General features: G+C 65.2%; 16 protein-coding genes. 12 read left to right on the plus strand and 4 right to left on the minus strand.

Annotation, left to right across the window (positions count from 1 at the left end):
- Positions 1-34 precede the first annotated feature (34 nt).
- The 3 genes from FZ029_RS08905 to FZ029_RS08915 all read right to left on the minus strand — a co-directional run bounded on the left by FZ029_RS08905 (position 35) and on the right by FZ029_RS08915 (position 2,268).
- Complete coding sequence (locus tag FZ029_RS08905) at positions 35-625, minus strand: hypothetical protein (RefSeq protein WP_149268933.1); 591 nt, start codon at positions 623-625, stop codon at positions 35-37.
- The gene (locus FZ029_RS08910; protein WP_188051876.1) at positions 618-1,247 is read right to left on the minus strand and encodes a ParA family protein; all 630 of its coding nucleotides are present in this window, start codon (positions 1,245-1,247) and stop codon (positions 618-620) included. The genes FZ029_RS08905 and FZ029_RS08910 overlap by 8 nt, the downstream gene beginning before the upstream one ends.
- Positions 1,248-1,401: 154 nt before the next feature.
- Positions 1,402-2,268, minus strand: a complete 867-nt coding sequence (locus FZ029_RS08915; protein WP_149268935.1) for an NmrA family NAD(P)-binding protein — start codon at positions 2,266-2,268, stop codon at positions 1,402-1,404.
- 105 nt (positions 2,269-2,373) lie between these two features.
- On the opposite strand from FZ029_RS08915, the gene FZ029_RS08920 reads away from it, so the two are divergent.
- The 12 genes from FZ029_RS08920 (at position 2,374) to FZ029_RS08975 (ending at position 14,806) form a co-directional block, all read left to right on the plus strand.
- Entirely contained in the window at positions 2,374-3,267 is an 894-nt protein-coding gene (locus FZ029_RS08920; protein WP_149268978.1) for a LysR family transcriptional regulator, read from the plus strand.
- Between the two features lie 14 nt (positions 3,268-3,281).
- Positions 3,282-3,536 (plus strand): hypothetical protein, encoded by a 255-nt coding sequence (locus FZ029_RS08925; protein WP_149268936.1) that lies wholly within the window; start codon positions 3,282-3,284, stop codon positions 3,534-3,536.
- Positions 3,537-3,758: 222 nt separating this feature from the next.
- Complete coding sequence (locus FZ029_RS08930; RefSeq protein WP_149268937.1) at positions 3,759-4,928, plus strand: transporter substrate-binding domain-containing protein; 1,170 nt, start codon at positions 3,759-3,761, stop codon at positions 4,926-4,928.
- Positions 4,929-4,950: 22 nt separating this feature from the next.
- Positions 4,951-5,556: an ANTAR domain-containing protein gene (locus FZ029_RS08935; protein WP_149268938.1), complete on the plus strand. Its 606-nt coding sequence runs from the start codon at positions 4,951-4,953 to the stop codon at positions 5,554-5,556.
- Positions 5,557-6,095: 539 nt separating this feature from the next.
- The gene (locus FZ029_RS08940; protein ID WP_149268939.1) at positions 6,096-7,343 is read left to right on the plus strand and encodes a transporter substrate-binding domain-containing protein; all 1,248 of its coding nucleotides are present in this window, start codon (positions 6,096-6,098) and stop codon (positions 7,341-7,343) included.
- Between the two features lie 57 nt (positions 7,344-7,400).
- Entirely contained in the window at positions 7,401-8,270 is an 870-nt protein-coding gene (urtB, locus tag FZ029_RS08945) for an urea ABC transporter permease subunit UrtB (protein ID WP_149268940.1), read from the plus strand.
- A 119-nt stretch (positions 8,271-8,389) separates the two neighbouring features.
- Complete coding sequence (urtC, locus tag FZ029_RS08950; protein WP_149268941.1) at positions 8,390-9,517, plus strand: urea ABC transporter permease subunit UrtC; 1,128 nt, start codon at positions 8,390-8,392, stop codon at positions 9,515-9,517.
- A gap of 14 nt (positions 9,518-9,531) precedes the next feature.
- Positions 9,532-10,281, plus strand: a complete 750-nt coding sequence (gene urtD / locus FZ029_RS08955) for an urea ABC transporter ATP-binding protein UrtD (protein WP_149268942.1) — start codon at positions 9,532-9,534, stop codon at positions 10,279-10,281.
- Positions 10,274-10,969 carry an urea ABC transporter ATP-binding subunit UrtE gene (urtE, locus tag FZ029_RS08960; protein WP_149268943.1) on the plus strand — a complete coding sequence of 232 codons (696 nt, stop codon included), beginning with the start codon at positions 10,274-10,276 and terminating at the stop codon, positions 10,967-10,969. Before urtD ends, urtE begins: the two co-directional genes overlap by 8 nt.
- A 119-nt stretch (positions 10,970-11,088) precedes the next feature.
- Positions 11,089-12,129, plus strand: coding sequence for an aliphatic amidase (locus tag FZ029_RS08965; protein WP_149268944.1), 1,041 nt, complete (start codon positions 11,089-11,091; stop codon positions 12,127-12,129).
- 84 nt (positions 12,130-12,213) lie between these two features.
- The gene (locus tag FZ029_RS08970; RefSeq protein ID WP_149268945.1) at positions 12,214-13,014 is read left to right on the plus strand and encodes a CbbQ/NirQ/NorQ/GpvN family protein; all 801 of its coding nucleotides are present in this window, start codon (positions 12,214-12,216) and stop codon (positions 13,012-13,014) included.
- Positions 13,015-13,054: 40 nt separating this feature from the next.
- The gene (locus FZ029_RS08975) at positions 13,055-14,806 is read left to right on the plus strand and encodes a VWA domain-containing protein (RefSeq protein ID WP_188051877.1); all 1,752 of its coding nucleotides are present in this window, start codon (positions 13,055-13,057) and stop codon (positions 14,804-14,806) included.
- Between the two features lie 175 nt (positions 14,807-14,981).
- Here the strand turns inward: FZ029_RS08975 and FZ029_RS08980 are convergent, their stop codons facing one another.
- Positions 14,982-16,115 carry an AraC family transcriptional regulator gene (locus FZ029_RS08980; RefSeq protein ID WP_247892218.1) on the minus strand — a complete coding sequence of 378 codons (1,134 nt, stop codon included), beginning with the start codon at positions 16,113-16,115 and terminating at the stop codon, positions 14,982-14,984.
- Positions 16,116-16,141: the final 26 nt, after the last annotated feature.

The following is a 16,141-nucleotide window of genomic DNA, read 5'->3' on the forward strand; positions in this document are numbered from 1 at the left end:
GAAGCCGTTCTTCGGCGGCCGGAACCGTACGGCGTCAGGCGAGGGCGGAAAGCTCCCGGTCGATGTCGGCGACACGGGCAAGAAGCCGCTGCTTTTCCGCTTCCAGCGTCGCCCGGCGGTCGTCTTCGCGCTGTGCTGCGTTCGTCCGGACGCGCCGTTTGAAAGCGACGATCTCGGTGCGGCGCATGTCTGGGCGGATCACGCCTTCGGCGACGGCCTGGGCACGCTCGGTGTCGGACAGCGTTGCCGCATGATAGACCACCGAATAACCGGCTGCCTCGACGCCCGGCGGCAACAGGCCGGCGGTCACCGCGCGGTATGCGGTCATGATCTGGCTGCGGACGACCTTGCCGAAGCGCAGGCGCTCGATCACATGGGCAAACTGCTCCGCCGAAAGCTTCTTCTGCGCCTCGTCCAGATAGCGTCCGATGGCAAGGAAGCTTTTCTGTGCCTCCTCCCACAAGCGGTCGATGGTTTCGACATACTCATCCGGCGTCGTGGGTTCCGGGGCCTGTGCATCACCATGGTCGGACGCACGATTCGACGGCAGGCGTTGCGCCAGCGGGGCGATGGACCGTTTGATCTCGTCCGCGTCGAACAGTTTGAGCGGGGGGCGCTTAGCCATGCTCCGCCTCCATCAGGGACGCCACTTCGGCGGCGATGGCGCCGAAGTCTTCGCGCGCCTCTGGTGCTGCGAGCGGCGCGCCATTCCAGGAGGCCTGTTGATAAGCGGTGCGGGCCGGCAGGTCGGCGCTCAGCACCGGCACGCCCATCACCTCGAGCTGGGCGCGGGTGTGTCCGGTCACCTGGGCGCGCCGGTTGACCTGGGTCAGCACGGCGGCGTGGAGGATTTTGCGGCGGACCATCTTGCCGGCCGATTCGATCAGTTCCTGGGTACGCACCGCCTCGACCACGTCCTTCCGGTCGGTCTTGCACGGCATCAGCACGAAGTCCGCGGCGCTGATGGCGTACAGCATGCCTCTCTGCAGGGCGCCGGCCACATCGATCAGCACATAGTCGGAGCGTTCGACCGCGCGTGCCACACCGTCGATCACCGCTTCCTCCTCGACCGGCGTGCACGGGATGCCGTTTCGCGGTTCGGACAGCCAGTCGTGAAGGTTGCGGTTGGGATCGGTGTCGATGCATTCCACACTTCGGCCTTGCCTGTGGAGAAGGTCGGCAAGGCCGGCAGCCAGCGTGGTTTTTCCCGAACCACCCTTGGAGGTGGCTATTGCGATTACGGGCACGATGCCGCTCCGAGTTTGACCGGTCAAACAGGGGAGCAAGTTGCGGGAAAGCGGACCCGGGTGTCAACCGGATGGGGAGATGTCCACCGGACCGGAGCACGATCACTCCGCGCCATCCCCCGAACTTTGCGACCGAAGCGGGGATCGTGGATCCTCAGCCGGCGGCGATCGCGGCGGCGAAGCTGCGATAGCTGTGCAGCGGGCGTCCCAGCAGGGCGGTCAGACGCACGACGTCGCCGGCATTGGGGATCATGCCGTCGCTGACATAGCGCTCGGCCATCAGGCGCATCTCATAGGCGGTCCATTTTGGCATGACGGAGGCCATGGTCTGCTCGAACCCGCTGGGATCGTCACCGCCATAGGTCACGGTGCGGCCCAGCAGATCGGACCAGATTGCGGCGACCTGGATGCCGGTCAGCGTGTCGGGGCCGACCAGGTTGATGGTCTCGACCGGCAGCTTGCCCGGTGCGCGGTCGCGGCGGATCAGTTCGATGGCCGCGACCTCCGCGATGTCCCGTGCATCGACCATCGCGACGCCCTTGCTGCCGATCGGCATTGGGTAGATGCCGTGGTTGACGACGACGTCCTTGATCATCACCTCGTTGTCGATGAAGTAGGTCGGACGCAGGATGGTGGCGCTGAAGCCCATCCGGTCGAGCATGCGCTCGGCGCCGAACTTCACCGCGAAATGCGGCACGTTCACCGCGCGGTCGGCTTCGAACACCGACAGATAGACGACCCGCTCGACACCCGCCTCGCGGGCGATGTTCAGGGTGATGATCGCTTGGGTGAATTCATCGCCGGTGACGGCGTTCAACAGGAACAAGGTGCGGACACCGCGGAAGGCGGCACGCAGCGCGTCGATGTCCAGCATGTCGCCCTGGGCGACTTCCACCCCGGCGGGGACGGCGGCTTTCGACGGATCGCGGGTCAGCACGCGTACATCGGCGCCGCGCTTCGTCAGCTGGTCGACGACATGGCGGCCGACACGGCCGGTGGCGCCGGTAACGAGGATGGTCATGGGGATCACTCCGGTTTCTGGGTGAGAAGATGTCCTTGACAATAGCGATCCACGACAGGCCCGATAGACAGCGGATTTGGACGGACCGTCTCACTGGTGGAACGGATGGACTTGCTTGCCCTGACCGATTTCAATCTGGTCGCCCGGCACGGCGGATTCGGAAAGGCCGCGCGTGCATCCGGGCGCCCGAAGGCGACCCTGTCGCGACGGGTGGCCGAGTTGGAGGCGAGCCTCGACCTGCGTCTGTTCGAGCGGGGCGCCCGTTCACTCAAACTCACGGCGGAGGGGAGGGCCCTGTTCGAGCGGACGGGCGCCTTGCTGACCGAACTTGACGAGACGGCGAAGGCGATTGCCTCGGGTGGCCGGAGTCCCCGCGGCCGGTTGCGAATCAGCGCGCCGCTGCTGTTCTCGCAGACCGCGATGGGAAAGCTGGCGGCGGGATTCCTGCGCAAATATCCGGAGGTCCGGCTTGAGATCACGACGGAAGACCGCGCCGTCGACTTGATCGATGAAGCCTATGATCTGGTCATCCGCGTCAATCCGCCTCCCGATGCGAGCCTTGTCGGCCGCATCTTCCTTCGTGATCGGCTGGTCGTGGCGGCCAGCCCTGACCTGCCGCCCCCGGCGGGCCGCGATGCCGTTCCCGCCGTAACCCGCGGATCGCTGGGCCAGCCGGAACTATGGGAGGTCACGACTCCGTCGGGACCGTCGAGCATCGCAGTCGAGCCGGTTCTCAGCCTTTCCTCGTTCGTCATGATCCGCGACGCGGTTCGCATGGGGGTGGGAGCCGCCCGCCTGCCGCTGTCGCTTGCCAGCCCCGATCTGGCCGCCGGCAGGCTGGTGAGCTGGGGCGATGTGATCGGGCACGAGACGGCGCTTTGGGTGCTCTATCCGACGCGCCGGCTGCTCAACGCCCGCGTATCCGCCTTTCTCGACCATTTGAAAGCGGCCTTTCCGCAGGGAAGCGCCGACGAACTCGCGGCCTATGCCGGGGGGTGAAGGGGAGGGTGTCCATGCCGAAGGTGATGCCGGAGCCGGCGAGCGCCGTGCGGTTCCCTGGGTGGAGCTGTGATCTCGTCCCGGCCATGCTTCCGAAGGTGATCACCGACGGCGAGCCCCGGATCGAGGACCGTCGCGGCCTGATGGACTGTCGGAAGCACCGCCAGCTCTCGAAGCGCCCGTGGTTGGGCCCGCAGGAGTTCCGCCTGGAAGACGTGGAGGAGACCCTCGCAAAACAGGAGTCGCCAAACAATCCGTCCTTGTCATAGTATGTAAGTCCATATCTGTCCGACGTCACGCCAGGGGGCCGCGGCTGGGTTTCAGCGGGGTCCCGACGTGACGGAGCGGGCCGGAGCAATGGCGCTCCAATCCGGGCCGGCCGCCCTGATTGGGGCTTTTTTTGTTTGAATTCCAACCGGAAGGGCACCGGTTGGCCACTGGTTAGTCTGGGTGTGGGTTAGGGCGTGAGCGCGACGAAGAGGTGGATGCAGATGGATTGTACCCCCAAGACCGGTGAACCGTGGAGAGTCGGCGTGCTGTTCTCGCAGACCGGGGTCACGGCGGGAATCGAACGCACCCAGCTCCAGGGCACACTGATGGCGATTGAGGAGATCAATGCCGGCGGTGGGGTCAACGGCCGGGAGATCCTGCCGATCGTCGAGGATCCGCAGTCCGATCCGCCGCTGTTCGCGGCTCTCGCAGAGCGACTGATGACCGAGGAGCGGGTCAGCGTCCTGTTCGGCTGCTACATGTCGAGCACGCGCAAGGCGATCCTGCCGGTGGTGGAGCGGCGCAACGGGCTGCTGCTCTATTCGACCCTCTATGAGGGGTTCGAATGCTCGCGCAACGTCATCTACACCGGCGCCGCCCCCAACCAGAACGGCCGGCAACTGGCCGACTATCTGACGCGGGAATATGGCAGCCGCGTCTACATGGTGGGGTCGGACTATATCTATCCCTATGAATCCAGCCGGATCATGCGGGAACTGGTGCTCCAGCGTTCCGGCAAGATCCTCGCGGAGAAGTACCTGCCGCTGAATGCGACGCAGAAGGCGTTCGCCCCGGTCATTCGCGACATCCGGCGCAAGGAGCCGGACTTCATCTTCTCCACGGTGGTCGGCGCCGCCACCGCCCATCTCTACCATGCCTATGCCGAGGCGGGGTTCGATCCGGCACGGATGCCGATTGCCAGCCTGACCACCAGCGAGGCGGAAATCAGCGACATCGGCGTCGCCGCCTCGCGCGGGCACGTCACCGCCGCTCCCTATTTCGATTCCATCGACAGCGAGGCCAACCGCCGCTTCGTCGCCCGCTACCGCGACCGGTTCGGGGTGCATGAGCGGACCAACGCGTCGTGCGAGGCCGCCTATTTCCAGGTCCACCTGTTCGCCCAGGCCCTGCGCATCGCCAACTGCATGGACACCGACCGGCTGCGCGACGCCATCTTCGGGCAGGAGTTCGATGCCCCCCAGGGGCGGGTTCGGATCGATCCCGACAACAACCACACCTATCTATGGCCGCGCGTCGGCCGGGTCGATGCGGATGGCCGGTTCGAGATCGTCGCGGAATCGCCGGTGGCGATGAAGCCCGATCCTTATCTGGTGGATCACAACGCTGCCGACGAGGCGGACATCCGCCGGCGGCGGCAGGCCACGGTCTGACAGCAAACGGGGCAAACGCCGCATGTCGATCAACCTGCTCCGTGACATCCGTTCCTTTCGCGTCGTGGTCATCCACCCGCAGGACGCCGAGGCGGAGGAACTGTTGCGCCAACTCCACCGGATCGGCTGCCAGGCCCGGGCCGAATGGCCGCCGCCCAAGGATCGCCCCAGCGGCGTCGATCTGATCTTCCTCGACATGACCCGATTGCTGTCGGGGCAGGGACGGCTATCCTGGTCCACCGCCGACGAAGGACCGCCGATCGTCGCCGTGCTCGATTATGAGAGCCCGACCGTGCTGAAGGCCCTGGTCGATTACGGGGTGCGCGGCTTCGTCAGCAAGCCGATCCGCGCCTTCGGCCTGCTGACCACCATGTTCATGGCCCACCGCGCCGCGGAGGGCGAGCGCGGCATGCGCAAGCGCCTCCAGAAGGTCGAGCAGCGGCTGGACGGCATCAAGAAGGTGAGCAAGGCCAAGGCGATCCTGATCGAGCAGCGGCGGATCACCGAGGAGGAGGCCTACCGATTCATCCGCGAACGCGCCATGGCCCGGCGGACGACCATCGAGGCGGTCGCCGCCGCCATCATCGACGCTAGCGAAATGCTTATGGCCGAAAATCCGACTCACTGATCATTTTTGGTGTTGACGGTACCGCAACGGAATGTGCATCTTACTAAGCAAGTGAAGCAAATCGCTCGCGTCCGCCAATGATGTCGGATTGACGAGCAGGCGATGGGGCCCCGGAAGGTGTGAAAGCCTTGCTGGGGTCTTTTTGTTTCTGAACTTAACGTACCGACGCGCACTCCGGCACCACAGATGCGAGGAAGGCCGATGGGAAGGTTTGGGCAGGGATAAGTCCGATCGTTCAATCTGTACGAACCGGCGCGACGCATGTCTTGTCGCGCAACGCTTTTTCTTTGCTTGGCGACGGAGACATTCGGCGCCGGTAAGCAGACGGCTGCGGAAAAAGCACAACAGCTAGTTGAATATTTTAAAAACAGCTCGTATAACTTGAGAACGCACCAGGTGCACCCCGCCGATGACGCCGGGAGATGCGCCGAGGCAATGAAGCCCCAGCAGGCCGCCGGCCTGAGTGGGGCTTTTTTTGTGCGTTCTCCCGTCCGTGCCGAAGAACCAGCAAGAACAGGCAAACGAGGAGGAAACACGTCATGACCTTCACACGGCGTACTTTTCTGAAATCGACGGCCATCGCCGGGGTAGCCGGATCGGTCGGCTTCCCCCACATCTGGATAAAGGACAGCGGTCTCGCCTGGGCGGCAAACGGCGAGATCAAGGTCGGCGTTCTCTTCTCACTGACCGGCACCACCGCGGTCGTCGAGAAGTCGATGCACAATGCCACCATGATGGCCATCGACGAGATCAACGCCGCCGGCGGCATCAACGGGATGAAGCTGACCGCTGTCGTCGAGGACCCGGCCTCCGACCCCGCCACCTTCGCCGACAAGGCCAACAAGCTGGTGCTGAACGACAAGTGCGTCAGTGTCTTCGGCTCCTACACCTCCGCTTCGCGCAAGGCGGTGCTGCCGGTCTTCGAGAAGCGCAAGAATCTCTACTGGTACCCGACGCTCTATGAAGGCCGGGAGTGCTCGAAGAACGTCATGTACACCGGGGCGGTACCCAACCAGCAGCAGAAGGAGTTCATCCCCTGGTTGGTCAAGACCTTCGGCAAGAAGTTCTATCTGATCGGCTCCAACTACATCTATCCGAAGGAAGAAAACAACGTCTGCAAGATCCTGCTGAAGGAGCTGGGCGGCGAGGTGGTCGGCGAGGAATATGTGCCGCTCGGCCATTCGGAGTTCGGATCGGTGCTGAACAAGTTCCGCGAGACCAAGCCGGACGTGATCTTCTCCACCGTGGTCGGCGACAGCGTGATTGCGCTGCACAAGCAATACAAGGCGGCGGGTTTCAGCCCGGACAAGATGCCGATGGCCAGCCTGACCACCTCGGAGGTGGAGATCGCGGCGATGGGCGGCGAGTACGCCGCCGGCCATTTCACCTCCGCCCCGTATTTCATGGGCCACCAGTCCAAGGAGAACGAGGCCTTCGTCGAGAACTACCAGAAGCGCTTCGGCAAGGATTCGGTGACGCACTTCGTGTCGGAGGCGGCGTATTTCCAGATGCACCTGTTCCGTAAGGCGGTGGAGAAGCTCGGCAAGGGCGACATCAACCCGATCGCCATCCGCGATGCCACGGCGGGTCTGGAGATCATGGCGCCGCAGGGCAAGGTGAAGGTCGATGGCGACAACCTGCACTGCTACCTGTGGCCGAAGATCGGTCAGGCCCAGGCCGACGGCCAGTTCAAGGTCATCCAGCAGTCGGCGGATTGGGTGAAGCCGGAGCCCTATTGGGCCTATCCGGGCCAGAGCTGCACCAAGGACGGTCTGAAGGGTGCTTGAGCACTAAGAACGGGCAGGGGAGGGCGTTGTCTGACGTCCTCCCCGTCGGAGGGGCTTATGGATATTTTCTTCGGTCAACTCTTCACCGGGCTCAGCATCGCCTCGATCCTGCTACTGGTGGCGCTCGGGCTTGCGATCATCTACGGCTCGATGGGGGTCATCAACCTCGCCCATGGCGAGTTCGTCATGCTCGGCGCCTACGGAACCTGGTTCCTCCAGTCGCAGTTCGGCCTGCCGCTGATCCCCTGCCTGCTGCTGGTATTCTTCATGGTGGCGGCGGCCGGCTGGGTGGTCGAGAGCACGGTGGTCCGCTTCCTCTACCACCGGCCGCTCGACACCATCCTGGCGACCTGGGGCATCGGCATCATGCTGCAACAGGCGGTGCGCCTGTCCGCCGGGGCCGAGCTGCGTTATGTCCAGACGCCGGAGTTCCTGTCTGGCAGCATCGAGATCGCCGGGGTCGGCGTTCCAAGCTACCGCCTGTTCATCCTGGCGTTGACCGCCGCCCTGTTGGCGCTGACCTGGTTCGTCGTCCAGCGGACCGAGTTCGGCATGAAGCTGCGCGCCGTCACCCAGAACCGCGAGATCGCCAGCTGTTACGGCATCAACAGCGCCAGGATCTACAGCCTGACCTTCGCCTTCGGCTCCGGCCTTGCCGGGCTGGCCGGCGCGCTGGTGGCGCCGATCAAGAGCGTGGCGCCGGACATGGGCACCAATTTCGTGGTCGATGCCTTCATGGTGGTGGTGGTCGGCGGCGTCGGCAGCCTGGTCGGCACGGTGGTCAGTTCCGGCCTGCTCGGCAGCGGCACCGCGGGCATTGCCTTCCTGCTGAACGACACGCTGGCCAAGGCGCTGGTCTTCCTGGCGGTGGTGGTCCTGATCCGCTTCCGTCCGCAGGGCCTGTTCGTCGATCAGCGGCGCCGGTGAGGGGGACCAAGTCGATGACCAGTGTCCAGTTCCCAGACGACCAACCTTCCAACCTCCGCCAACCAGAACTCCGTAACGGGGCCAGTCCCCCGGTCAGTCCCGTCGCCCGGAGCCCGCTTATGTCGAAATCGACCCTGTCGCGCAGCAAGCCGTATGCGCAGTTCGCAGCCTATCTCCTGTTCTGCGCCGTCATCCTGGCGGTTCCCAGCTTCGTCACCGACGCCTTTCTGCTGAACAAGTTCGCCCGCTATCTGGCGCTCGGCCTCGCCGCTGCCGCATTGGCTTTGAGCTGGGGCTATGCCGGCATCCTCAATCTGGGGCAGGGGGTCAGCTTCGGCATCGGCGCCTACGCCATCGCCATGCATCTGAAGCTGAAGACCAGCCCGGTCCACACCGGATCGGCCGGCCTGCCGGACTTCATGGTGTGGAACAACCTCGACCACCTGCCCTGGTTCTGGCAGCCCTTCCATTCCAGCCTGTTCGCGGTTCTGGCCGGCATCCTGGTTCCGGTGGTGGTGGCGTTGCTGCTCGGGTCCTTCATGTTCCGCGCCCGGATCGCCGGGGTCTATGTCGCCATCATCACGCTCGCCATGCTGGCGGTGGTCAACCTGCTGTTCATCGACCAGCAGGCCTACACCGGTGGCTTCAACGGCATCACCGATCTGGCGTGGCTGGAGGTCGGCAGCATCACCTTCGATCCCTACAGTCCGGCCTTCTACTATCTGTCCGCCGGGGCGCTGTCGCTGTGCCTGCTGCTCGGCCTCGCCTTCACCCGCAGCAAGGCCGGGCTGATCCTTCAGGCCATCCGCAATGACGCCGACCGGGTGCGCTTCTTCGGCTATGACGTCGCCGCCTACCAGTCGCTTGCCTTCGCGGTGTCGGCCGGCATGGCCGGGCTGGCTGGCATGCTCTACGCCATGGTGCTGGAATTCGCCTCGCCCACCTTCATGGGGGTGGCGCTCAGCCTGTCCATGGTGATCTGGGCGGCTGTCGGCGGGCGCGGCTCGCTGATGGGCGCCGCCATCGGCGCCATCCTGGTCAACTTCATGCAGGGCAGCCTGTCCGAGAGCTTTCTCGACACTTGGCAGCTCATTCTCGGCGGCATGTTCATCCTGGTCGTGGTCTTCCTGCCCAACGGGTTGTCGAGCCTGATCGGCATCCTGGCGGACCGCCTGACCCGCCCGGCCCGGTCCAGGCCGGACGCCGGCCTTGCCGATGCGCCGCACGCCCGCCGCAAGCTGAGCTGAAGGAGACGACCGACATGGCCTATCTCGAACTCCACGGCCTCGAAGTCAGCTTCGACGGCTTCAAGGCGGTCAACGGCCTGGATCTGGCGGTCGAGCGCGGCGAGCTGCGCTGCCTGCTGGGCGCCAATGGGGCTGGGAAGTCCACCACCCTGGACCTGATCTGCGGCCGCACCCAGCCGACCGGCGGGCGCATCCTGCTCGACGGGCAGGACATCACCAATGCGCCGGAATATCGGCGGGCGCGCTATGGGGTGGGCCGCAAGTTCCAGGTGCCCAGCGTGTTCAAGGAGCTGACGGTGCGCGAAAACCTGGAGGTGGCGCACTCCCGGCTCCCCAGCCCGGCACGGACCGTCCGCCTATTCCCCGGTCTCCGCCTCAACCGGCGCATCGCCGAGGTGCTGGAGATCGTCGAGCTGGCCGATGAGCTGGACACCAGGGCCGCCTTCCTGTCGCATGGCCAGACGCAATGGCTGGAGATCGCCATGCTGCTGGTCCAGGACAGCGCCCTGATCCTGATGGACGAGCCGACCGCCGGCATGACCATCCAGGAGACCGGCAAGACCTCGCGCATCTTCCAGCGGATGCGTGGAAAGCACACGCTGATCGTGGTCGAGCACGACATGGGCTTCGTCCGCGAGATCGCCGAGACCATCACCGTTCTGCACCAGGGCAAGCGCCTTTCCGAAGGATCGATCCACCATGTGGAGAACGATCCCAATGTGCGCGAGGCCTATCTCGGAAGCGGGGGCATCTCCCATGCTTGACATGACCGACGTCTATTCCTTCTACGGCAGCAGTCCGGTGTTGCAAAACGTCAGCTTCGCGGTTCCCAGGGGCAGCCTGCTCAGCGTGCTGGGCCGCAACGGAGTGGGGAAGACCACGCTGATGCGGACCATCATGGGGCTGACCGACCGGGTCACCGGCTGGATCGGGCTGGGCGGCAGCGACATCCGGAACGAGCCGACCCACCGCCGCGCCGGCCTCGGCATCGGCTACGTCCCGCAGGGGCGCGGCATCATCGGTAAATTCACCATCCGCGAGAACATCCTGATGGGCACCTTCGCCCGTCCGGATGGCAAGCGCGAGATCCCGCCCCTGGTGTTCGAGATGTTCCCCTATCTGCGGGACAACCTGAACCGGAAGGGCGGCGACCTGTCCGGCGGGCAACAGCAGCAGCTGGCGATCGCGCGGGCGCTGGCCGCAAATCCGCAGGTCCTGCTGCTGGACGAACCGACCGAGGGCATTCAGCCCAACATCGTCGAACAGATCCAGAGCGTGATCATGACCCTGAACCGCCAGTACGGCATCACCGTCGTGCTGGTCGAACAGAACGTGAGGTTCGCAAGGCAGGCCTCCGACCATTTCCTGATGCTCGACAAGGGGCGGGTCGCTGCCCACGGGCCGACGGAAAACCTGACCGACGATCTGGTGCACCGGCACATGGCGGTTTAGGGGCCGTCTAGGCCGCGGTTCCGGTCCCATTCCTCTCAACCCCGAAACACGGGTCTGCCGTCCCGCCTCGCGCCGGGACGGGATGCCCTCCCCTTGTCCCACCAAGAAGGAAACGCACCATGTTGCACGGCGATATTTCCAGCAGCAAGGACACCGTCGGCGTCGCGGTCGTGAACTATAAGATGCCGCGCATGCATACCAAGGCCGAAGTCCTCGACAACGCCCGCAAGATCGCGGAGATGGTCCAGGGCATGAAGGTCGGCCTGCCGGGCATGGATCTGGTGATCTTCCCGGAATATTCGACCCACGGTATCATGTACGACTCCAAGGAGATGTACGAGACCGCCTCGTCGATCCCCGGCGACGAGACCGAGATTTTCGCGGACGCCTGCCGCAAGGCCAAGGTCTGGGGCGTCTTCTCCCTGACCGGCGAGCGGCATGAGGAGCATCCGCACAAGGCGCCCTACAACACGCTGATCCTGATGAACGACAAGGGCGAGATCGTTCAGAAATACCGCAAGATCATGCCGTGGGTGCCGATCGAGGGCTGGTATCCCGGCAACTGCACCTTCGTCACCGAAGGGCCGAAGGGGTTGAAGATCAGCCTGATCATCTGTGATGACGGCAACTATCCGGAGATCTGGCGCGACTGCGCCATGAAGGGCGCCGAGTTGATCATCCGCTGCCAGGGCTACATGTATCCGGCCAAGGAGCAGCAGGTCATCATGTCCAAGGCGATGGCCTGGGCCAACAACACCTACGTCGCGGTGGCGAACGCCGCCGGCTTCGACGGCGTCTATTCCTACTTTGGGCATTCCGCCATCATCGGCTTCGACGGCCGGACGCTGGGCGAGTGCGGCACCGAGGAGAACGGCATCCAGTATGCCCAGCTCTCCACCTCGCTGATCCGCGACGCGCGCAAGAACATGCAGTCGCAGAATCACCTCTTCAAGCTGGTCCACCGCGGCTACACCGGCAAGATCAACTCCGGGGAGGATTCGAAGGGCGAGGCGGTCTGCGCCTACAGCTTCTACCACGACTGGATCAACGATCCGGAAGGGACCCGCGCCCGCGTCGAGGCGATGACCCGCGGCACCGTCGGCACCGAGGAATGCCCCATCGACGGCATCCCCAACCCGGAGACCGCGCTGCATCGCTAAGGGGATGGGCTGAAGGCGCGGCGGGTGTCGGGAGACGCCCGCCGCATCTCTCCGGACCGAGACCATTCACAAGGAGACGCGCCGATGGCGCTGGACGCACACCGGATTCTGGAGGAGCCCTATTACCGGCCGGTCGCCGGAGAGGTGGCGCTGTTCGAGGCCGCCTATGCCGCGCGCATGCCGATGATGCTGAAGGGCCCCACCGGCTGCGGCAAGACCCGCTTCATCGAGCACATGGCATGGCGGCTTCGCCGGCCGCTGGTGACGGTGGCCTGCCACGAGGACATGACCGCGTCGGATCTGGTCGGCCGCTTTCTGCTCGACCCCGGCGGTACCGTCTGGCACGACGGGCCGCTGACCCAGGCGGTGCGGCACGGCGCCATCTGCTACCTCGACGAGATCGTCGAAGCCCGCCAGGACACCACCGTCGTCATCCACCCGCTGACCGACGCCCGCCGCATCCTGCCTTTGGAGAAACGCAACGAGCTGGTCCAGGCGCATCCGGACTTCCAGTTGGTGATCTCCTACAACCCCGGCTACCAGAGCGTCCTGAAGGACCTGAAGGAATCGACCAAGCAGCGCTTCGCCGCCATCGAATTCGGCTATCCCGGCGCCGCGGTGGAGGCGGAGATCGTCGCCCATGAATCGGGCGTCGCCGCCGACACCGCGGCGTTGCTGGTCCGCATCGCCGCAAGTTCGCGCAATTTGAAGGGCCATGGACTGCAGGAGGGGGTTTCCACCCGCATGCTGATCCATGCCGGCCGGCTGGTGGCGCAGGGGATCCCCCTGGAGACCGCCTGCCGGATCGCGTTGGTCCTGCCGATCACCGACGACGCCGACGTGCGGGATGCCTTCTCCGCCGCCGTGTCGGCGGCGATTGCTTAACTCATCCCTTTCCGGGAGAGGGAACAAGACCGGAGACCAAATGCCCGACGATCAGTCGCGCCAGCTTCCCGCCGACACCGCCTTCTCCTCCGTCGAGCGCCGGTTAGTCGCCTATCTGGTCGCCCTGTGGCGGTTGCGGGTGCCGATCCGCCATGCCAAGCCGGATAGAGCCGGCAATCCGCGGCGGCGGGTCAGCCTTTCGGACGGGCTGATCTGGATGCCCGGAACCTTCCGCGGCGTCGATGGCCGCCGCTCCGACGCGCTGTTCCGCGCGGCTTTGGTCCATGCCGGGGCGCATCTGCGCTTCACCGGCCCGCGCTTTCCGGCTGCCGGGCTGAAGCCGATGCAGCTGGCGCTTGTCTCGCTGATCGAGGACGCCCGGGTCGAGCAGCTGGCGATGCGCGAGCATCCCGGCCTGCTGCGGGTCTGGCGGCCCTTTCACGTCGCCGAACCGAACGGTGCCGGCACCGCACCCGCCCTGATGGCGCGGTTGGCCCGCGCGCTGATCGACCCCGAATACCGCGACGACGACGCCTGGGTCGCCAAGGGCAAGCGCCTGTTCTTCGAGGCGGAGTCCGAGTGGCACAGCCCGGCGGTAAGCCGCCTGATCGGCGGGTTGCTGGGCAACGACCTCGGCCAGATGCGGGTACAGTTCAATTCCAAGGATTACGTCGTCGAGCCGGCCTACCGCGACGACAATCTTGGCCTGTGGGACCATGGCGAGGCGCCGCCGACCTCGCCCAGCGACGCCGAGACCGTGTTCGAGGCATTCCGCACCGAGCAGGAGGAGCGCGACCACGGCCGCCCGGACGAGCAGGTGGGGGAGGGTGCCACCCCGGCCAGGCTGTCCGCCATCGACGTCCCCGCCCGCGCGGTGGGGGAGGAGGAGATCACCGCTCCGCCGGTGCGCTACCCGGAATGGGACTACCGCGTCGGCATCGACCGTCCCGACTGGGTCGTGCTGAACGAACGTCGGACCGAGCCCGGCGACCCCGCCGCCATCGCCCGCATCGTCGAGCTTCATCAGGCGACCGCCGACCGGCTGACCGTGCTGGTCCGCTCGGCCAAGGTCAGCCGGCCGGTGCGGCTGCGCCGCCAGCCGGAGGGCGACCGCATGGATCTGGACGCCTGCATCGACGCGATGGTCAGCTACCGCCGTGGCGAGGCTCCCGACCCGCGGGTGCATGAGGTGCTGGTCCGCCGCAACCGCGACCTGTCGGTCCTGCTGCTGCTCGACGTCTCCGCCTCGACCGGCGATCCGGTTGCCGGGGGCGGACGCAGCGTGCTGTCGGTGGAGCGGGAGGCCGCGACCCTGTTCGCCCAGGCGCTGGACGAACTGGGCGATCCCTTCGCCATCCATGCCTTCCGCTCCAACGGTCGACAGGACGTCAGCTATTACCGCATCAAGGCGTTCCGTCAGCCTTACGATGCCGCGGCCAAGGGGCGGCTGGCCGGATTGAAGGCCGGGCTGTCCACCCGGCTCGGCGCCGCGCTGCGCCATGCCGGCCGGCTGCTGGAGCAGCAATCGACCCATCGCCGCCTGCTGCTGGTGGTGACCGACGGCGAGCCGTCGGACATCGACGTCGCCGACCGCCGCTATCTGCTGGACGACGCCCGCCGCGCCGTGCTGGGGCTGGCGGCGCGAGGGATCGACTGCTTCGTGATCGGGCTCGATCCCCGGGGCCGCGATTATCTGACCCGGATGTTCGGGGCACGCAACGTCATGGTGATCGACCGCGCCGAAAAGCTGCCGGAAGTGCTGCCGACCTTCTATCTGCGGCTATCGACATAATTGAATGGGCTGCAGCGGGGCGCGGTGCAGGCGGCCTGATCGCTCGCTGCGGTGGGCGATCCGGAGTGAGCGACGAAGCTCCGATGGATGCGGCAACCGCGGTGTCCGTGACCGGCTCATCCCGGCGTTGGTGCAGAAATCGGCTTTGTTGCAAACGCCAGGACGGACGGGAGCGCTACTTCAGCGGCAAAAATAGTTCCGCGACCGCCTCATGCTCCGGCACTTCCGGGAAGAAGCTCATTCGCTGGCAATAGATCGGGAAGTCGCGTGCTTCCTCACCGCTGGCTGGAAGCCAGTCGCGATAAAGGTAGAGCGCGGCGGGCTCCAGATTGTCGGTGTTGCCGACGACGCGCAGCACCGCGCAACGTCCGCCAGGAATCTCACCGGCTTTGATCTGCTCGCCGTTCGCCTTGATCGGTTGGTCGGTCCCGACACAAAGGTCCACGCTATAATCGGCGGCCGACGCAGGACACCGCTCGGAACGCCAGACATTGAAGGTCGGACTTGTCTTGGGGTGTAGGCCAGCGGCCTTACGCCACGCGATGAACCGCTGGATGGTGGCCCCGAGCGTCGTCGGATCGCCCCGATGTTCCATGATCGCCACCGGCGTGGGGGGCACATCGCGAATGATCACGTCGTCAGTGGTAAAAGTCCTCTGCATGAGCTTGCTCCTTGCGGTGTCGAGAGGCCCGAAGGCCGCAAGCCACGGCTCCCAGTCGGGAGACTTCCGGAACGACGACGGTGATTGCCCGAACCGTTGTCGGAAGGCGCGGGCGAAGGCGTCTGGTGCATCGTAACCGGCATCCATCGCTATGTCCGTGATGCTTTGGGCATCCCTGTAGGCTAACCGGAATGAAGCGCGCTTCATGCGCACGAGTTGGATATAGCGATGTACGGACAGCCCGAAGGTCGCCGTAAACTGTCGGTGGAAATGATATTTCGAGTAGGCTGCGACGCTGCTTAGCGCGTCCAGGTCCAGATCGTCGTCCAAATGCCGGTCTATGTGGTCCAGCACCCGCTGCATCCGGGCATGGTAGTTTTGAAGCGCCGCCTTCATCGTTCTTTCCTCCGTGGCAGCACCAGCTAAGCGCACGTAGATATGACGTGCTCGTTCAATCTTGCGGTTCTGTAACGGGTCGCAGAAAATCGCAACGCCGATCAGCAGCAGCTCCAGCACGCCGGCGGCGATCAAAATTTCCGCGCATCGGATGATACGCGCGGTAGAATCCACCCGCCGAAAGGGTGTCGCGAAAAGGAGCGGCTGGCCCCATTTTTCCGTGACATTGCCCGGCGTCGGCTTCAGGCCCACAAGAAATCAGGCGCGGTCCCGGGGGA

It is taken from the genome of Azospirillum sp. Sh1, assembly GCF_008365135.1.
In the GTDB taxonomy this organism is placed as follows: Bacteria; Pseudomonadota; Alphaproteobacteria; order Azospirillales; family Azospirillaceae; genus Azospirillum; species Azospirillum oryzae.

Coding starts and splice junctions, on each gene's coding strand:
- FZ029_RS08905 (WP_149268933.1), bottom strand. CDS start 625: ATGGCTAAGCGCCCCCCGCTCAAACTGTTCGACGCGGACGAGATCAAA.
- FZ029_RS08915 (WP_149268935.1), bottom strand. CDS start 2,268: ATGACCATCCTCGTTACCGGCGCCACCGGCCGTGTCGGCCGCCATGTC.
- FZ029_RS08920 (WP_149268978.1), top strand. CDS start 2,374: ATGGACTTGCTTGCCCTGACCGATTTCAATCTGGTCGCCCGGCACGGC.
- FZ029_RS08925 (WP_149268936.1), top strand. CDS start 3,282: ATGCCGAAGGTGATGCCGGAGCCGGCGAGCGCCGTGCGGTTCCCTGGG.
- FZ029_RS08930 (WP_149268937.1), top strand. CDS start 3,759: ATGGATTGTACCCCCAAGACCGGTGAACCGTGGAGAGTCGGCGTGCTG.
- FZ029_RS08935 (WP_149268938.1), top strand. CDS start 4,951: ATGTCGATCAACCTGCTCCGTGACATCCGTTCCTTTCGCGTCGTGGTC.
- FZ029_RS08940 (WP_149268939.1), top strand. CDS start 6,096: ATGACCTTCACACGGCGTACTTTTCTGAAATCGACGGCCATCGCCGGG.
- urtB (WP_149268940.1), top strand. CDS start 7,401: ATGGATATTTTCTTCGGTCAACTCTTCACCGGGCTCAGCATCGCCTCG.
- urtC (WP_149268941.1), top strand. CDS start 8,390: ATGTCGAAATCGACCCTGTCGCGCAGCAAGCCGTATGCGCAGTTCGCA.
- urtD (WP_149268942.1), top strand. CDS start 9,532: ATGGCCTATCTCGAACTCCACGGCCTCGAAGTCAGCTTCGACGGCTTC.
- urtE (WP_149268943.1), top strand. CDS start 10,274: ATGCTTGACATGACCGACGTCTATTCCTTCTACGGCAGCAGTCCGGTG.
- FZ029_RS08965 (WP_149268944.1), top strand. CDS start 11,089: ATGTTGCACGGCGATATTTCCAGCAGCAAGGACACCGTCGGCGTCGCG.
- FZ029_RS08970 (WP_149268945.1), top strand. CDS start 12,214: ATGGCGCTGGACGCACACCGGATTCTGGAGGAGCCCTATTACCGGCCG.
- FZ029_RS08975 (WP_188051877.1), top strand. CDS start 13,055: ATGCCCGACGATCAGTCGCGCCAGCTTCCCGCCGACACCGCCTTCTCC.